General features: G+C 72.9%; 16 protein-coding genes and 1 pseudogene. 15 read left to right on the top strand and 2 right to left on the bottom strand.

The window, feature by feature from the left end:
* Window positions 1-247 precede the first annotated feature (247 nt).
* The 10 genes from V6V47_RS10830 to V6V47_RS10785 all read left to right on the top strand — a co-directional run bounded on the left by V6V47_RS10830 (window position 248) and on the right by V6V47_RS10785 (window position 8,031).
* The gene (locus tag V6V47_RS10830; protein ID WP_334627972.1) at window positions 248-946 is read left to right on the top strand and encodes an RNA polymerase sigma factor; all 699 of its coding nucleotides are present in this window, start codon (window positions 248-250) and stop codon (window positions 944-946) included.
* A gap of 16 nt (window positions 947-962) precedes the next feature.
* Window positions 963-1,682 carry a hypothetical protein gene (locus V6V47_RS10825; protein ID WP_334627971.1) on the top strand — a complete coding sequence of 240 codons (720 nt, stop codon included), beginning with the start codon at window positions 963-965 and terminating at the stop codon, window positions 1,680-1,682.
* Between the two features lie 157 nt (window positions 1,683-1,839).
* Window positions 1,840-3,090, top strand: a complete 1,251-nt coding sequence (egtA, locus tag V6V47_RS10820) for an ergothioneine biosynthesis glutamate--cysteine ligase EgtA (RefSeq protein WP_334627970.1) — start codon at window positions 1,840-1,842, stop codon at window positions 3,088-3,090.
* A 67-nt stretch (window positions 3,091-3,157) separates the two neighbouring features.
* Window positions 3,158-4,498 carry an ergothioneine biosynthesis protein EgtB gene (gene egtB, locus V6V47_RS10815; protein ID WP_334628023.1) on the top strand — a complete coding sequence of 447 codons (1,341 nt, stop codon included), beginning with the start codon at window positions 3,158-3,160 and terminating at the stop codon, window positions 4,496-4,498.
* A 40-nt stretch (window positions 4,499-4,538) separates the two neighbouring features.
* Window positions 4,539-5,285, top strand: coding sequence for an ergothioneine biosynthesis protein EgtC (gene egtC, locus V6V47_RS10810; protein ID WP_334627969.1), 747 nt, complete (start codon window positions 4,539-4,541; stop codon window positions 5,283-5,285).
* 51 nt (window positions 5,286-5,336) lie between these two features.
* Window positions 5,337-6,302 (top strand): L-histidine N(alpha)-methyltransferase, encoded by a 966-nt coding sequence (gene egtD, locus V6V47_RS10805; RefSeq protein WP_334627968.1) that lies wholly within the window; start codon window positions 5,337-5,339, stop codon window positions 6,300-6,302.
* A gap of 216 nt (window positions 6,303-6,518) precedes the next feature.
* Complete coding sequence (locus tag V6V47_RS10800) at window positions 6,519-7,106, top strand: TMEM165/GDT1 family protein (RefSeq protein ID WP_334627967.1); 588 nt, start codon at window positions 6,519-6,521, stop codon at window positions 7,104-7,106.
* Window positions 7,107-7,145: 39 nt separating this feature from the next.
* Window positions 7,146-7,508, top strand: a complete 363-nt coding sequence (locus V6V47_RS10795) for a DUF1622 domain-containing protein (RefSeq protein WP_334627966.1) — start codon at window positions 7,146-7,148, stop codon at window positions 7,506-7,508.
* Window positions 7,505-7,837 (top strand): hypothetical protein, encoded by a 333-nt coding sequence (locus tag V6V47_RS10790; RefSeq protein WP_334627965.1) that lies wholly within the window; start codon window positions 7,505-7,507, stop codon window positions 7,835-7,837. The genes V6V47_RS10795 and V6V47_RS10790 overlap by 4 nt, the downstream gene beginning before the upstream one ends.
* Entirely contained in the window at window positions 7,834-8,031 is a 198-nt protein-coding gene (locus tag V6V47_RS10785; RefSeq protein WP_334627964.1) for a hypothetical protein, read from the top strand. The genes V6V47_RS10790 and V6V47_RS10785 overlap by 4 nt, the downstream gene beginning before the upstream one ends.
* 25 nt (window positions 8,032-8,056) lie before the next feature.
* Here V6V47_RS10785 and nhaA read toward each other — a convergent pair whose 3' ends face one another.
* Window positions 8,057-9,421 (bottom strand): Na+/H+ antiporter NhaA, encoded by a 1,365-nt coding sequence (gene nhaA / locus V6V47_RS10780; RefSeq protein ID WP_334627963.1) that lies wholly within the window; start codon window positions 9,419-9,421, stop codon window positions 8,057-8,059.
* Window positions 9,422-9,752: 331 nt separating this feature from the next.
* On the opposite strand from nhaA, the gene V6V47_RS10775 reads away from it, so the two are divergent.
* Complete coding sequence (locus V6V47_RS10775) at window positions 9,753-11,213, top strand: polysaccharide biosynthesis tyrosine autokinase (protein ID WP_334627962.1); 1,461 nt, start codon at window positions 9,753-9,755, stop codon at window positions 11,211-11,213.
* Here V6V47_RS10775 and V6V47_RS10770 read toward each other — a convergent pair.
* A complete protein-coding gene (locus V6V47_RS10770) occupies window positions 11,194-11,748 on the bottom strand; it encodes an arsenate reductase/protein-tyrosine-phosphatase family protein (RefSeq protein WP_334627961.1) in 555 nt (184 codons plus the stop codon). The two genes, V6V47_RS10775 and V6V47_RS10770, sit on opposite strands and share 20 nt — an antisense overlap.
* A gap of 168 nt (window positions 11,749-11,916) precedes the next feature.
* Here V6V47_RS10770 and V6V47_RS10765 point away from each other — a divergent pair, with 168 nt between their 5' ends.
* The 4 genes and pseudogenes from V6V47_RS10765 to V6V47_RS10750 form a co-directional block, all read left to right on the top strand.
* Window positions 11,917-13,152 (top strand): glycosyltransferase family 4 protein, encoded by a 1,236-nt coding sequence (locus tag V6V47_RS10765; RefSeq protein WP_334627960.1) that lies wholly within the window; start codon window positions 11,917-11,919, stop codon window positions 13,150-13,152.
* Window positions 13,153-13,253: 101 nt separating this feature from the next.
* Complete coding sequence (locus tag V6V47_RS10760) at window positions 13,254-15,038, top strand: DUF4012 domain-containing protein (protein ID WP_334627959.1); 1,785 nt, start codon at window positions 13,254-13,256, stop codon at window positions 15,036-15,038.
* A 12-nt stretch (window positions 15,039-15,050) separates the two neighbouring features.
* Window positions 15,051-15,680, top strand: coding sequence for a hypothetical protein (locus V6V47_RS10755; protein ID WP_334627958.1), 630 nt, complete (start codon window positions 15,051-15,053; stop codon window positions 15,678-15,680).
* A gap of 895 nt (window positions 15,681-16,575) precedes the next feature.
* Window positions 16,576-16,789, top strand: a pseudogene (locus tag V6V47_RS10750) (hypothetical protein); the annotation flags it as partial.

Here is a 16,789-nt window from a genome sequence, read left to right as displayed (position 1 = left end):
GCCGGCAGGGGTTGATAATCGTTCCTCTTCCGTGACAACGTGCCGACTTGTCGTTTCCTCCGTCCGCTCCCAGCGGCCAGCCCGCTCGGGCCCGCCGGGCGGCTCGGCGGGCGGCGCGTCGACGGCGGCCGCCACGGCGCTGGTCCAGACATCCCGCCCAGGCCACCTCGGTCCCGGGCGCCATCAGTAGGCGGAGGGCGGTACGGGTGCGGGACCTGGTCGGGCCGGTTCGCCGCCGGGGTGGCGGATGACCGCCGAGCTGTCCGAGGCGGTCACCGCCGCGCAAGGTGGGGACGAGGACGCCTTCCGCGTGCTCTACCGGCGCCTTCAGCCCGGCCTGCTGCGGTATCTGACCGCCCTGGTCGGCGCGGACGCCGAGGACGTGGCCTCCGAGACGTGGCTCCAGATCGCCCGCGACCTGCCCAACTTCACCGGCGGCGAGTTCCGCGCCTGGACCGTCACGATCGCCCGCAACCGGGCGATGGATCACCTACGTCGGCTGCGCCGCCGGCCGACGCTGCCGGTGCCGGCGCAGGCCCTCGGCGAGCTGGCCAGCGACGCGGACACCGCCGAGCTGGCCGGTGAGACGATCGGCACCGAGGCAGCTCTGGCGCTGATCGCCCAACTGCCACCCCGCGAGGCCGAGGCGGTCCTGCTGCGGGCCGTGATCGGGCTCGACGCGGAATCCGCCGGTCGGGTGCTCGGCCGGCGGGCCGGCGCCGTACGGACCGCCGCGCACCGCGGCCTGCGGCGGCTCGCGGCCCTTCTGCAACAACAGAATCCGGTCCCACCGTCCGCAGCGGCGGGGGGCAACGGGACACTGGCCGGCGCCGAGGCCGCCGCGTCGTCGGCCGGTCCATCGCCGGCCAGTATCGAGGGCACGGCGCCCCAGCCGCGGGCCGGCCGGCCCCACCGGTCTGCACAGGCTGAGCCGGCGGATGGCTGACGTGAGGGGATTCCGGATGAACCCGCACCGGCCGGACCGGCCGGCCGATCGCGCCGAGACGGAACGGTTGCTCGACGCGAACCGCGCCGACACCCCCGCCGGCCCGGATACCGCTCTGGCCCGGCTGATCGCCGCGGCGGCCGGTCCGGCTCGACCGGGGGAACTGGCGGGCGAGCAGGCTGCCCTGGCCGCGTTCCGGGCCGCCCGGGCCGACCCGACGCCTACCGCGGCTGGTCGGCCACACCGTCGTCGGTTGACCACTGGCTTGTCGGCCTGGATCGGCGCGGTGGCGGTCACCGCCACCGCGGGCGCCGCCTTCGCCGCGGTCACCCTGGACCGGACGCCGGTGCCGGCGCCACCGGCGACGAGTAGCCCGCGGCCGACTCCCGCCGTCGCCAGGCCCTCGTCCGACGACCGTACCGACCCGCCAAGCCGGCCGACGGCTCCCGGCACGGGCTCGGCGCCGACCGGTCCGCCGTCCGCCACCGGTACGCCGTCCGTCGGCCCGGTGCCGGGCAAGCAGCTCCATCGGTTGTGCCGTACCTGGCTGGCCAAGGCGCCCAAACAGCGGGAGAAGGCGCTCAGCAAGCGCCCCTACCAGGATTTGGTGGCGGCGGCCGGTGGTGCTGACGAGGTCGAGGCGTACTGCCAAGGGTTGATACCCGAGGCGCAACCAGCGGGGCCGCCGACGCTCACGCCGTCACCACCGAAGCCGGGCCGACCCGACCGGGACTGAGCGCCCGGTCACCGGGGCGGTTCGATCCGCCCTGCGCGGGGAAATTCGTCTGTTAGACAGAGGTTGGTGGCGCCGTGGACGCCTCCGACGGTGTCGGTGGGCGCGGCTACGGTGGCACAGTGTCCCGGAGCCGGCGTACGGAGAGGGGGCCCCACCGGTGGTGACGTCACCCGAGCTGGACCGCGGCGGCATTCTGCACGAGTCCGCTGCCGCAAGTCGACATCTCGCCCGCATCTGCTTCAAGACCGGCCCACCGATCCACACAGGCGTCGAACTGGAATGGACCGTGCACGACGCCGCCGATCCCGCCCGACCCGTCGACCCGGCGCGGCTGAGGGCGGCGCTGCGGCGGCACAGCCCCGTCACGCTGGATGCCACCAGCCCGGCCGAGCCCCTGCGACACGGTGGCGCGGTGACCCTGGAGCCGGGTGGCCAGCTCGAGATCTCCACCCCGCCGCGCCCCTCGGTCGGCGCGTTGATCGAGGCCACCGAGGCCGAAATCGCCCAGGTCACCGATCTGCTGGGAGCCGCCGGTCTGATCCTCGGCCGCAGCGGCATCGACCCGCACCGCAGGCCCCGCCCGGTGCTGGAAACCCCCCGGTACCGCGCCATGCGTGTCAGCTTCGACCGGCGCGGTCCCGCCGGCCGGACGATGATGTACAGCACCGCGGGTCTGCAGGTCTGCCTCGACGCGGGTGAGCCCGACCAGGTCACGGCCCGCTGGTCCGCGGCTCACGCGGTCGGCCCGCCGCTGCTCGCGGCGTTCGCCTCTGCCAGCCGGCACGCCGGTCGGCGCACCGGCTGGGCCTCCGCCCGGATGGCCGCCTGGTTGGCCATCGACCCGGCCCGCACCCGCCCGGTGTGGGCACCAGGCCGGGCCGACGAGGACCCGGCCGCCGCCTGGGTCCGTTACGTGCTCGCCGCGCCGCTGCTCTGCCTGCGCCGAGGCGGCCCGGACTGGACGGCGCCGCCGGGCGTGACCTTCGCCGACTGGCTCGACGGCGCCCTGCCGCGCCCACCCACCACCGATGACCTCGACTACCACCTCAGCACGCTCTTTCCGCCGGTGCGTCCGCGCGGCTACCTGGAGCTGCGTTACCTCGATGCCCAGCCCGGCCGGGACTGGCGACTCCCGCTGGCGGTGCTGACCGCGCTGTTCGCCGATCCGGCCACCGTGCGATCGGCGTACGCGATCGGCGCACCGGTGGCGCACCGCTGGTCGGCCGCCGCCCGACACGGTCTGGCGGACCCGGCGTTGGCCGCCGCCGCGGTGGCGCTGCTCGACCTGGCCCTGACCACCCTGCCCCGGCTGGACCTCCCGGCCGGCGGTCACGACGAGATCCAGCGAGGCGTACGGAAGCGGCTGGCGGCCGCAAAGAGAGGGGAGACCGGTGAGCGCGAGGAGTGAGCCGGGGTTGCGAGCCCCGCAGTCGCGAACGGAAGGCGGCTCGGTGAGCGCGAGGAGTGAGCCGGGGTTGCGAGCCCCGAGCACGACGGGACACGCCGACGGGGAGCAGCTACGCGACCACATTGCGGCGGAGCTGGCGCGGGCCCGGTCCCGCACGGCGCTGCTGACCGAGGTGGTCGACGACGCCGACCTGATGCGCCAGCACTCGCCACTGATGTCGCCGCTGGTCTGGGACCTGGCGCACGTCGGCAACCAGGAGGAGCTCTGGCTGGTGCGCGACGTCGGCGGCCGGGAGCCGGTCCGGTGTGACATCGACGAGCTGTACGACGCTTTCAAACAGCCCCGCCGGGACAGGCCCGCGCTGCCCCTGCTGCCCCCGGCGGAGGCCCGCGCCTACCTGGGCACCGTCCGGGACAAGGTGCACGACCTGCTCGAGGCGGTCAGTTTCACCGAGCGGCCGTTGGTCGCCGACGGGTTCGCCTTCGGCATGATCGTGCAGCACGAGCAGCAGCACGACGAGACCATGCTCGCCACCCACCAGCTGCGCTCGGGGCCGGCGGTGCTGCACGCCGCGCCGCCTCCGGAGCCGTCCGCCCGGGTCGGCGGGTCGGTGCTGGTGCCGGCCGGTGCGTTCACCATGGGCACCGACATCGATCCGTGGGCGCTGGACAACGAACGACCCGCGCACGTGGTCGACCTGCCCGCGTACGTGATCGACGCCGCTCCGGTCAGCAACGGCCAGTACGCGGAGTTCATCGCGGACGGCGGCTACACCGACCCGCGCTGGTGGAGTGCGGCCGGGTGGGCGTACCGGGTCGAGGCGCAGCTCGCCGCGCCTCTGCACTGGCAGCCGGACTCCGACGGCTGGGCGTACCGGCGCTTCGGCCGGACCGAGCGGGTCCGCTCCGACGAGCCGGTGGTGCACGTGTGCTTCCACGAGGCGCAGGCGTACGCGGCGTGGGCCGGCAAGCGGCTACCGACCGAGGCGGAGTGGGAGAAGGCGGCCCGCTGGGACCCGGCGACCGGCCGGTCCCGCCGCTACCCCTGGGGCGACGACGATCCGACCGACGCGCACGCCAACCTCGGCCAACGCCACCTGCGGCCGGCGCCGGTCGGTGCCTACCCGGCTGGTGCCTCGCCGCTGGGCGTGCATCAGCTGATCGGCGACGTCTGGGAGTGGACCTCGACGCCCTTGCGGGGGCATCCCGGCTTCACGGCGTTCCCCTATCGGGAATACTCCGAGGTCTTCTTCGGCGACGAGCACCGGGTGCTGCGCGGCGGCTCGTTCGGCACCGACCGGTCCGCCTGCCGGGGCACCTTCCGTAACTGGGACTACCCGATCCGGCGGCAGATCTTCAGCGGCTTCCGCTGCGCCCGCGACGCGCATCCGGACGAGTCGCACCGGTGAGCCTCCGCGCGGCCGTCGGGCCGGTGGGCGGGGTGCGCTGATGTGTCGCCACCTGGCCTACCTGGGTCCGCCGGTCACCCTGGCGGCGTTGCTCTTCGATCCGCCGCATTCGTTGGTGCGGCAGTCCTGGGCGCCCCGTGACATGCGCGGCGGCGGCACGATCAACGCGGACGGGTTCGGCGTGGGGTGGTATGCGGGCGACGGCGAGCCGGTGCGCTACCGAAGGGCGCAGCCGATCTGGAGTGACCCGACGATCGCGCAGCTCGCCGCGGTGACCCGCGCTGGCGCGGTGCTCGCCGCGGTCCGTTCGGCCACCGTCGGCATGGCGGTGCTCGACGGGGCCGCCGCGCCGTTCGCGGAGGGGCCCTGGTTGTTCAGCCACAACGGGGTGGTGCGCGGCTGGCCCGAAACGGTGGTGCCGCTCGCCGGCGGCCTGCCGGTGCGTGACCTGCTCACCTTGGACGCCGCCACCGACTCGGCGCTGCTCTGGGCGCTGGTCCGGCATCGGCTGCGCGCCGGTGCCGACCCGGCCGAGGCGGTCGCGCGGACGGTGACCGAGGTCGCCGCGGCGGCGCCCGATTCGCGGCTCAACCTGCTGCTCACCGACGGGCACCGGGTGGTGGCCAGCGTGGCCGGGCACGCGTTGTCGGTCCGGGCGGAGGCGGGTTCGGTGCTGCTCGCCTCCGAGCCGTACGACGACGACCCCGGGTGGCGGCCGGTGCCGGAGGGGCACCTGGTCACCGCCACGACGAGCGAGGTGCGGGTACGCCCACTGCCGACCCGGTGAGCCGCACCGGTCGGGCCCGCAGCAGTGCACGACAGAGGAAAGGGGACACGGATGACCGCGGAGCCGCTGGAGATCTACCTCGAGGAGCGGGAGGTGGAGCGCGACCTGCGCCGAGACGTCCGGGCCGGGTTGAGCGCCGAGGAGAAGTGGTTGCCACCGAAGTGGTTCTACGACGCTCGGGGCAGCGAGCTGTTCGAGGAGATCACCCGGTTGCCCGAGTACTACCCGACCCGGGCCGAACGGGCCGTGCTGGCCGAGCGGGCCGGCGATGTCGCGGCGCTGACCGGGGCCAAGACCCTGATCGAGCTGGGTTCCGGCTCGTCGGAGAAGACCCGACTGCTGCTGGACGCGTTCACCCGCCGGGGCGGGCTGGGCACGTTCGTCCCGCTCGACGTGTCGGTCAGCGCGCTGGAGGCGTCCACCGCGCAGATCGCCGCCGACTATCCGGGGCTGCGGGTCCGGGGCATCGTCGGCGACTTCACCCGGCAGTTGGACCGGCTGCCCACCGGCGGCCGGCGGCTCGTGGTGTTCCTCGGCGGCACCATCGGCAACCTGGTGCCGGCCGAGCGGGCGGAGTTCCTGGCCGCGACGAGTGCCGCGCTCGAGGCCGGCGACTGGCTGCTGCTCGGCACCGACCTGGTGAAGGACCCGTCGGTGATCGTGCCCGCGTACGACGACGCGGCCGGGGTGACCGCCGAGTTCAACCGCAACGTGCTGCATGTGATCAACCGGGAGTTGGGCGCTGACTTCGACCCTGCGGCGTTCGAGCACGTCGCCCACTGGGACCCGGAGCACGAGTGGATCGAGATGCGGCTGCGTGCCCGGCGGGCGATGCGGGTCCGGGTGCTGGACCTGAGCGTGGAGTTCGCCGTGGGGGAGGAGCTGCGCACCGAGGTCTCGGCGAAGTTCCGCCCGGCGGGGATCGCCGCCGAGCTGGCGGCCGCCGGTTTCACGGCGACGGAGTTCTGGACCGACCCGGAAGGGCTCTTCGGGGTGACGTTGGCCCAGGCGGGGTGAGCCGGTCCACCCAGCCCGGCCGACCTGGTTGGTGATCGGCTAGGCTGATCGCGCGAAGGGGAGTAGCCCCCAATGTCGTGGTCGACATACTGGTGCGTTCCGCACCCGGCCACGCGGCCCCGGTCTCCGGGGCGGGCGAGACCTTCGACTCAGGCTGTTGCAGCCGGGTCGAGGGCGCCCCTGTTCCTCCTCCCGGCATTGAACGGGAAGGACGTCATGGAGGGATTCCTCGCCGCGCTGGTCGTCAGCTTCGGCGTCATCTTCGTCGCCGAGCTGGGGGACAAGAGCCAGCTGATGGCGCTGACCTTCGCCACGCGGTTCCGTACGCTGCCGGTCTTGATCGGTATCACCGTCGCCACGGCGGTGGTGCACCTGGCGTCGGTCGCCATCGGCACGGGTCTCGGCGCCGTGCTCCCCACCGAGTGGATCTCCCTGGTGGCCGGCCTGGCGTTCCTCGGTTTCGGCGCATGGACCCTGCGCGGGGACGCCCTCACCGACGAGGAGAAGCGCAAGGCCGAGAAGACCAGCAAGACCGCGATCGTCGCGGTGGGGGTGGCGTTCTTCCTGGCTGAGCTGGGCGACAAGACGATGCTCGCCACGATCACCCTGGCCACCAAGTACGGCTGGTTCGGCACCTGGCTCGGCTCGACCGTCGGCATGGTGGCGGCGGACGCGCTGGCCATCCTGGTCGGTCGGATGCTCGGGCGCCGCCTGCCGGAGAAGGCCATCAAGTACGGCGCGGCGGTGCTCTTCGCCATCTCCGGCCTCTGGCTGATCCTGGAGGCGGTGAGCCAGCTGACCTGATCGCCGACTACCCGCCTCGACGGCGGGTAACGGCCCCGGGTGGACCCGGTGGACCTGCTGCGCCAGGGTGACCAGGCGCTGGTCGCCGTGGTGGAGGTCGCCGGCGCCGTGGTGATCTTCGTCGGGGCGGTCTGGGCGGCGGTGCGGTTCGTGGTCGAGGGGCTGCGACACCGCACCGCCGCCGTCTTCACCCCGATCCGGCTCTCCCTGGGCCGGTTCCTCACCCTCGGCCTGGAGTTCCAGCTGGCGGCCGACGTGCTGCGGACCGCGGTGTCCCCGTCGTTCGCGCAGATCGGGCAGCTCGCCGCGATCGCCACGATCCGGACCGCGCTGAACTACTTCCTCGGCCGGGAGATCCGCCAGGAGCAGCGGCAGGTGACCGAGGGGGAGCGCCGGACGTGATCGGTGCGCTGGTCACCGCCGTCACCGCGCTGGCCCTGGTCGCGGCGCTCGTCACCGTCCTCACCACCGGGGCCCTCAAGACCGCCGTCCGGGTGCTGCTGGACCTGCTGACCGCGGCCGGTCTGCTCCGGCTCGCCGGTGGACTGGGCTGGACCGACCTGGCCAGCGCGGCGGCGATCGTTGCGCTGCGCCAACTGCTCGGGCTGGCGTTGGGCGCGGCGCCGCCCTGGTCACGTCGACAATCCCCGCCGCCCTGCGCCGGGGACGAACGACCTCTACCGTTGGCGGTACGAGGCGAATCCGACGAAACCGGGAGGATAACCACATGAGCCGGCACGACGAACCGAACGAGTACGGCTACTCCGGTGGTGCCACCGCTCCCGAGCCGCAGCCCGGCGGGAAGCCCGACGAGCAGGACCTGGCCGAGGAGGTGGCGGTGCCCGGCGACGACCTCACCGCCCCGGCGGCCGAGGCGCTGGCCGAGGAGACCGAGGACCACCGGCCCGCCAAACGCCGCCGCTGACGACAAGCCCGACCGCCTGGGTCGGTCACCTGTCGGTCCGCCCCTGGTGGACGTCGGGTATGCCGTCTCCGTCGGCGTCCACCCGTTCCCGCTCCGCCACCCGGCGGTACACGGCGTTGCGGCGGCTCAGCACGATGGCGGCCATCCCGGCGGAGATCACCGAACCGGCCAGCACGGCGGTCTTGACCCGGTCGTCGGCCGCGCTGCCGGCGCCGAACGCCAGGTCGCCGATGAGCAGCGAGACGGTGAAGCCGACGCCGGCCAGCAGCGCGATGCCCAGCAGGTCGGTCCAGGTGATGTCCTCGTCCAACTCGGCGCGGGTGAACCGGGCCAGCAGATAGGTCGACCCGAACACGCCGATGCTCTTGCCGAACACCAGGCTGGCGACGATGGCGATCACCACCGGGTCGGTCAGCAGCGCGCCCAGGTCGGCGCCGCGCAGGGTGACTCCGGCGGCGAACAGGGCGAAGATCGGCACCGCGAGACCGGCCGACACCGGCCGCCACCGGTGCTCCAGGTACGCGGCGAGCCCGTCGGCGTCCGTCCCCGTACCCGCTGACTGCCCGGCGCCGGTCGGCGCGCCCGGCCGCGACCGCCGGGTGCCCAGCACCGGCACGGTGCAGCCGAGCAGGACGCCGGCGACCGTGGCGTGCACACCGGAGGCGTGCACCAGGGCCCACGCGGCGACCGCGAGCGGGACGAGCGCCCACCACCAGGTGCGACCGCGCTGCACCAGCAGGGCGAACAGCCCGATCGGCGCCAGTGCGGCGAGCAGCGGCAGGGGTTGGAAGTCGGCGGTGTAGAAGACCGCGATGATGGTGATCGCGAACAGGTCGTCGACCACGGCGAGGGTGAGCAGGAACGCGCGCAGGCCCTGAGGCAGATGTGAACTGACCACCGCGAGGACGGCCAGCGCGAACGCGATGTCGGTGGCGGTCGGGATCGCCCAGCCGCGCAGCCCCTCCCCACCCGACGTGAGGATGACCGCCGTGTAGATCAGTGCGGGCAGCAGCATCCCGCCCAGGGCGGCCACCACCGGCAGCGCGGCGCGGCGTGGGTCACGCAACTCGCCGGCGACGAACTCCCGCTTGAGCTCCAGCCCCACCACGAAGAAGAAGATGGCGAGCAGGCCGTCCGCCGCCCAGCCCGCCAGGTCCAGGTCGAGGTGCCAGCGGGTGCCGCCGGGCCAGGGCACCCAGTCTCCGAGGCGGCTGTATCCGTCGGCCCAGGGTGAGTTGGCCCAGAGCAGCGCGAGGACGGCGCCGAGCAGCAGCAGCGCGCCACCGACGGTCTCGGTGCGCAGCACGTCGGCCAGGTGTCGGGCCTCGGGCCAGGTGGACGGCGAGAACAGCCGGCGGGACCGGTCGGACGATGGGGTGCGGTCACTCATCTACGGGGCTCACTCAGGTGTCGACGGGCAGCGGGAACTCACTCGCCGACCAGACTTCCCGGCACCCCGCCGACGACCCTATCCGTCGAGCCGACGACCGGCGCGGCCGGAGGCCATCCGATCGGCCGCCGATTTTTTTTCCCCGATATCACCGCTGCCGAATGGTCGGTTGTCGGGTTGGTCATTCGGGCGCAACCTGCCGCCGTCGAAAACACATAACTCCGGACATAAGCTGTATGAGCCGGTTTAATGGTTTCACGAGTTTAAAGACGACCTTGGGGGTTTTCGTGAAGTTCTTTGGCGTAACCGGACCGGCACGGAGGCGCGCCTGATGGACCTGCTCCGCCAACTTCGCCACGCACGTCGGCACTGGTGGGTCGTGCTGGCCACGGTCATGGTGGTCCTGGGCGTCTCAGCGTTCCTGACCGTGCGGGCCCAACCCCGGTACGTCGCCTCGGTGACCTTCTTCGTCACCACCCCCAACTCGGGCGTCACCGACGCCTACCAGGGCGGGCTCTTCCTCCAACAGCGCGTCAAGTCGTACGCCGACCTGCTGAGCAGCGACCGGCTGGCCCAGAGCGTGGTGGCCGACACCCCGGTCGGGCTCACCGCCGACGAGGTGCAGCGGCGTGTGACCACGTCCACCGAGACGGGCACCGTGCTGCTGCGCGCGTCGGTCATCGACACCGACCAGACCCGCGCCATGAAGGTGACCGAATCCCTGGCGCAGAAGTTCGTCGAACTCGTGCAGAAGGTCGAGACGACGCCCGAGGGCAAGGCCCCCATCAAGATCGAGATAGTCAGCGGCCCGCGGGTCAGCGCCAGCCCCGTCTCACCGCAGCCGGTACGTAACCTCACCCTGGGCGGGCTGATCGGTCTGGTGCTCGGCATCGGCCTGGCGATCCTGCGCGGCGTCGCGGACGTCCGTCTGCGTGACTCCGCCGGCCTGCAACGGGCAACTGGCAGCCCGCTGCTCGGGGAGATTCCGTTCGAGAGCGGCGCCCGCTCGGCGCCGCTGATCGTCGGCGAGGCGGCGACCTCGGCGCGCGCCGAGGCGGTCCGCAAGCTGCGGACCAACCTGCGCTTCGTGGACGTGCACGAGCCGGCCCGCGTCATCGCCGTGACCAGCGCACTGCAGGGCGAAGGCAAGACCACGCTCTCCTGCAACCTGGCCATCGCGTTGGCCGAGGCCGGCTGGCGGGTGCTGCTGGTCGACGCCGACCTGCGCCGCCCCAAGGTCGACGAGTACCTGGGCCTGGACGCCGGAGTCGGCCTCACCGACGTGCTGGTCGGCGACGTCCAGGTCGGCGACGTGGTGCAGCGCTGGGGCGACAAGTCCCTGCTGGTGCTGCCCAGCGGCTCCGCCCCGCCCAACCCGAGCGAACTGCTCGGCTCCAAGGCGATGGCGGACCTGCTGCTGGCGCTCCGCGAGTCGGCGGACATCGTCATCATCGACACCGCGCCGCTGCTCGCGGTGACCGACGGCGTAGTGGTGGCCGTGCAGGCCGACGGCGCGCTGCTGGTGACCCAGCAGGGCCGTACCTCACGGACCCAGGTGGCCGCGGCGGCCCGCTCACTGCACTCGGTGTCGGTCCGCCTGCTCGGCTGCGTGCTGAACATGGCCAAGGTGGCCAAGGCCGAGGCGTACCAGTACGAGGCCTACCGGGTGGCCGCCTCGACAACTGCACCGTCGGTGCCGGCCGAGCGGGCCGCGCCTCCCCGGCACGGCGAGGGCGCCGGGGTCAACGGCGTCACCGATCGCACCCAGGAACTCACCCGGTTGCCCCGATGAGCGCGGCGAGGGGTCGCAGCGATCGTTCGATCTCCTCGGCGCAGCGTCGGAATTCATCGTCGCCACCACCGATCGGGTCCCGCAGGTCGTCCGCGTCCGGAGCGGTGGGTTGCAGCCGCCCCCGGACGCGGGCGGCGGCGGCGATCGCGGCCCGCAGCGGGTCGTCGGCCGAGTCGACGGGCGGTTCCGCGGCTGCGGCCAACCGGCCGAACTGGCGCAGGGTGAACGTGCGGTGCAGCACGGCCGGCGCCAGCGCGGTGCAGACCGAGCGCTGGCGCCGGGTCGCGGTGAGCACCAGCGTCGCGTCGACCAGGTGCTCCGGCCGCAACGCCCGGCTGCGGAACGCCGCCGGGTCCGCGCCGCTCTCGGCCGCGATCTCCTTGGCGTACGGGTGCATGGCCAGCCCGTCCATCGCATTGGTGCCGGCGCTGGCCACGGTCACCGGCCGGTCGGCGAGCAGCCGGCGGGCCAGGAACTCCGCCATCGGCGAACGGCACAGGTTGGCGTGGCAGACGAACAGCACGCGATCGGCCATCGGTATCCCTCTCGTCGGTGCGGACACGGGTGGCCGCACCGCGCGGGCGGTGCGCCGACGCCGGTGGCCGCGCGGGGAGGGGTTGTCGGCATCGTACGCGGGTCAGGCAGCCGTCGGTCGCGGTGCCGCGCCGACCGGCACCGATCCACACCGGACGGCGGTGACCCGGTGAAGATCGGGATCCTGTCGTACCACTTCCCGCCCGAGCCGGCGTTCATCCCCGGCAGCCTCGCCGAGGAATTGGCGGCGCGCGGGCACGAGGTACGGGTGCTCACCGGCTTCCCGGACTACCCCGGCGGTCACGTCTACCCGGGCTGGCGGCAGCGCTGGCACCACGAGACGCACAGTGAGCGGCTCACCGTCCGACGGGTGCCGCGCTACTCGGGTGGCGCCTCCTCCACGGCCGCCCGGATGGCCAGTTACCTCTCCTTCGCCGGCAGCGCGGGCTGGATCGCGCGCCGGTACCTCGGGGACGTGGACGCGCTCTACGTCTTCCAACTGCCCGCCACCACGTTTGCCACCGCCAGCGTGCTGCGGCTGCTCGGGCGGGTGCCCGCGGTGCTGCACGTCCAGGACGTCTGGTCGCGCGATGGCGCCGACGAGGGCGCGCAGGGGCGCTGGGCGGTGCGGATGGGCTCGGCGATGACCCGGATCTACCGGGCCGCCGCGCGGATCGCGGTGGCCGCCCCGTCGATGCGCGACCTGGTCGTCGCCGCTGGCGCCGACCCGGCCCGGGTCCGGGTGGTCTTGAACTGGACCGACGAGCGGATCTTCCACCCGGCCACGCCCAGCCGCGCCGCCCGGGAACTGGTGCGCCGCGACCGTCGGTGCGTGGTCATGCACGCCGGCACCATCGGCGCCCGACAGGGTCTGGAGACCGCCGTACGGGCCGCGGCGGCGTTGGACCGGACCATGGACCTGGTCCTGGTCGGCTCCGGTGGGCAGGAGCGACGGGTACGCGGGCTCGCCGCCGAGTTGGGCGCGGAGAACGTCCGCTTCGTGGAACGACGGTCCCCGGTGGACATGCCCGAGCTGTACGCCGCCGCCGACTACCAGCTGGTCATGCTGCGGGACCTGCCGGAGTTGCGCGGCTCGCTACCCGGCAAGCTGCAGGCCGCGCTCGCCTGCGCCGCGCCGGTGGTCGCCTCGGCCGGCGGGGACACCGCCGAGCTGGTCGAACGCGCCCGGGCCGGGCTGTCCTGCCCGCCGGAGGACTGGGCCGCCCTCGCCGACCGGTTCTGGTTGGCCGCCACCATCCCGGCGCCGACGCGTACCGAGATGGGTCGTCGTGGTCGGCAGGTGTACCTGCGGGAGATGTCCTTGCCGACCGGGGTGGACCGGATCGAACGGCTGCTGCACGAAGCGGCTGGTCAGGCCGCCGAGCCGCGAGGAAACCTCGCATAAACGCCCAGAAATGCCATATCCGTACGAGACCGCTCACACTGTGCTAGAAATTGTGAGGGAAATCGTTCCTTCTGTCCGGTTCCGCGAAACGGGAGTGTGGTGTGACGGAAAGCGAACGACCGCGTCGGCGGCGAAGCCGGTCTCGGCGTCGCCGTCGGGCCCGCCTGCGCCGAGCTCTCCTCGGCGCCCTGGTGGTCGGCTCGCTGTTGCTGCTGACCGGAGGATGGGTCGGCTTCCGCGGTTGGCAGGCGAGAGCTCACCTGCTCAACGCCGCCGGCCTGGCCCGGGAGCTGAGCGCGCAAGTGGTCGGCGGGGACACCGAGCGTGCCATGCGGACCCTCGCCGCCCTCCAGGAACAGGCCGGAGCGGCCCGGACCGCCACCGCGGACCCGGGTTGGCAGCTCGCCCGGCGTACCCCGATCGCCGGCGATGACCTCGACGCGGTCCGGCTGATCGCCGTCGCCATCGACGAGCTCGCCCGGCAGGCGTTCCCGACCCTCCTGCGGACGGACCTGACCAGCCTGGTGCCCACCGAGGGACGGCTGGACCTGGCCCGGCTCACCGCGGTCTCCGCGGAGCTGGCCCGGGTGGACGGCGCGGTGCAGCGCACGCGTCGCGACCTGGCCGCCGTGCCGGCCGACCGCCTGGTCAGCCAGATCCGGCAGGCGTTGACCGACCTGCGCGACGAGATCGATCGACTGGCCGGCCTCACCACGGCCGCCGTCCAGGGTTCCCGGCTGCTGCCGCCCCTGCTCGGTGCCCGCGGCGCGCGGCGTTACCTGCTGGTCTCGCAGAACCTGGCCGAGCTGCGCGCCACCGGCGGCATGTTCGGCGCGTACGCGCTGATCGAGGCCGAGAAGGGCCAGGTCCGAATGGGCGGGCAGGGCAGCAGCGCTTCCCTCGGCCGGTTCACGCCGCCGCTGAAGCTGCCCCCGGAGACGCGGGCGCTCTGGACCGACCTGCCCGGCATCTACCCCGCCGACGTCAATCTGACCCCGCACTTCCCGACCGCCGCCGCCCTGTACCGGGAGATGTTCCGGCGCAAGACCGGTACGACGGTCGACGGCGTGCTGGCGGTCGACCCGGTGGTGCTGTCCTACCTGCTCAAGGCGACCGGCCCGGTCATGGTGCCCGGCGGCGTCCCGCTGGCCAGCGAGAAGGTCGTGCAGACCCTGCTCAACGAGAGCTACCAGCGCTTGAACACCAAACAGCAGGACGAGTACTTCGCGGCGTCCGCAGCCGCGGTCTTCGACGCCTTCTTCAAGAAGAATGTCAACTCGCGAGTGTTGTTGTCCGTATTCGACCGTGCTATCACGGAACGCCGGATATTGTTCTGGAGTGCCCGACCGGAAGAGCAACGGACGTTCGGCGACAGCCGGATGGCCGGCACGCTTCCGGAGAAGGACACCGTGCCAACGGTCGGCGTGTTCCTGAACGACGGCAGCGGCGCGAAGCTCGGCTACTACCTGCGGCCGGCGGCGAACGTGACGGTCGGCGATTGCCGGCCCGACGGCCGCCGCGAGCTCCGGCTGCGGGTGACACTGCGCTCCACGGCGCCGAAGTCCGGTCTCACCGAGTCGGTCCTCGGCCTCGGCCTGGCGGGCGACCCGTACACCGTTCGCACGCTGGTGTCGGTATACAGCCCGGCGGGTGGCGCGGTGCTCGACGCCCGGCTCGACGGAACCGAGACGGCGCTTGGCAGCGGCACCGATCGCCGCCGCCAGGTCGCCACGGCCAGCGTCGACGTCGGCCCCGGCGCCGAGCGAGCGTTGGAGGTCACGATCCTGACCGCCAAAAGCGGCGCCGGCCAGGCCGAACTATGGCTGACCCCGACCGCCAGCCCTTGGACCACCCAAGTTCATTCCGCACCAAGCTGTGACCAGTAGGAGGGAACCATCATGCGGCTATCCCGCATCATCATGGCGCTCGCGGTCGGTCTGGCCGTGGTGGCCGTACCGACAGCAGCCGGAGCGGCACAGCCGCAGCCGACGCCTTCGGCGACCACGGACCCACCGCAGCCGCCGCCGTACCCGCCGGCTGCCGCCCAGCTCACCGTCAACCGGCCGACCATCTACCTCGGCGAGACGGTCACGCTGACCGGCACGGGCTTCGGTCCGAACGAGACCGTCGACATCGTGGTGTCGGTGGCCCCGCTGGCCGCCCCGGCCGCCGGCCAGGCACCGGCTCGCCGCAGCGACGGCAGCACCGTGGCCATGGCACCGGTCGCCTTCCACGCGAGCGCGGCGCCGAGCTTCACGGCGTTCACCAACGCCGAAGGCCGGTTCACGAGGAACTACAAGCCGACAGTGGAGGGTCTGCTGACCTTCACCGCCACGGGTCGCGAGTCCGGCCGGAGCGCGTCCACCGAGCTGCGCGTGCTGCCACCCCGGCAGCCGCTGCCCGTCACGGGTGACAGTCTCGGCACGCCCATGAAGCTCGGCGGTGGCCTGGTGGCCGCAGGCGCGCTCATGCTGCTGATGACCCTGGCCTGGCGTCGCCGCCAGCGTCTCGGTGGGGCCGCCCGCTAAACCGCACCACCCGGGCAGGGCCCGGATCGTACGCAGGCTGGCGCCCGTCGGACCACTCCGACGGGCGCCAGCTCTATTTGTTGAAGCGACCCGACCGATTCGGGGCCCCGAGTGAGGTGGGGCTGACGGTGCCGGGCCTGCGGGTGGGATTCGCGGTGCTGGGCCGGTGTGGGTGGGGCTGACGGTGCCGGTCCCGTGCGGGCCGGGAGGCTCGCCCGGCCTAGCTTCGGCGGTCGGCTTGATCGGTGATCGAGGCCCGCCACCCTGTCGTGAGCATTGCCCACCGGGCGCGTTCGCACCAATTGTCCAGTACGAGCCGTGTGTCTTGCCATGATCGACTCGGTGTCGGTGATATCGCGGTATCCGGCCGTCCCCGATGCCCCGACATCACCGATGCCGAGTCGATCACGCCTGGGTGGGCTGGTCTGGCATCGAGTCGATCGGGTGGAGGCGGGCTTGATGTCTGGTTCGAGTGGTTTCGGTGTGTGGCCGGGTGCACTCGTGGGGTGGAATCGTGGCCGGGTCGGGGTCGTTACATACCCTGACGATCGCAGGACCGCCCCGCGCAGGGGCCGGACGCACAGCCGTAGAGCCGTCCCGTGCAGGCTGCGGGTCCGCCCGCCCCCGCAAGAGGGCCGGATGGCAGAGCCGCAGGATCGCCCCGGCGTGGCGCCGGATGTCAGGGCCCGCAGGATCGGCCCGCCCGCATGGGGCCGGATGGCGGAGTCCCCCGGGCCGGAATGTTGGCCGGCCGGTGGTCGTTACACCTGGACCCGGCGCCACGAGGCCCCCGCCCGTCGGCCGCCGTGAAGACTTTCCCCCGCTTGTTGCAGCGCCGGACGAGGTGCTCACACCCGGACACCCGGGTGTCCTTACCCCCGAAGGAGCTTCCCCCATGAACACGATCATGCGTAAGAGTGTGTTGTCTGTTGCTGGTCTGGCGTTCGCCGGTGGTGTGTTCGCCGGCCCGATCGCCGCCCACGCCGCCACCCCCGTCACCAACAGCAAGCCCGTCGCGGTCGCCGTTCAGGGCGACAAGCCGGACATGGGCAAGCTGATCCCGCACGGCACCCAGGGTGAGCAGTCGACGATCGCCCTCGACGGTGAGC

The sequence above is a fragment of the Micromonospora sp. CPCC 205539 genome (assembly GCF_036906815.1).
In the GTDB taxonomy this organism is placed as follows: Bacteria; Actinomycetota; Actinomycetes; order Mycobacteriales; family Micromonosporaceae; genus Micromonospora.
This window is presented reverse-complemented; position numbering and strand designations above follow the sequence as displayed.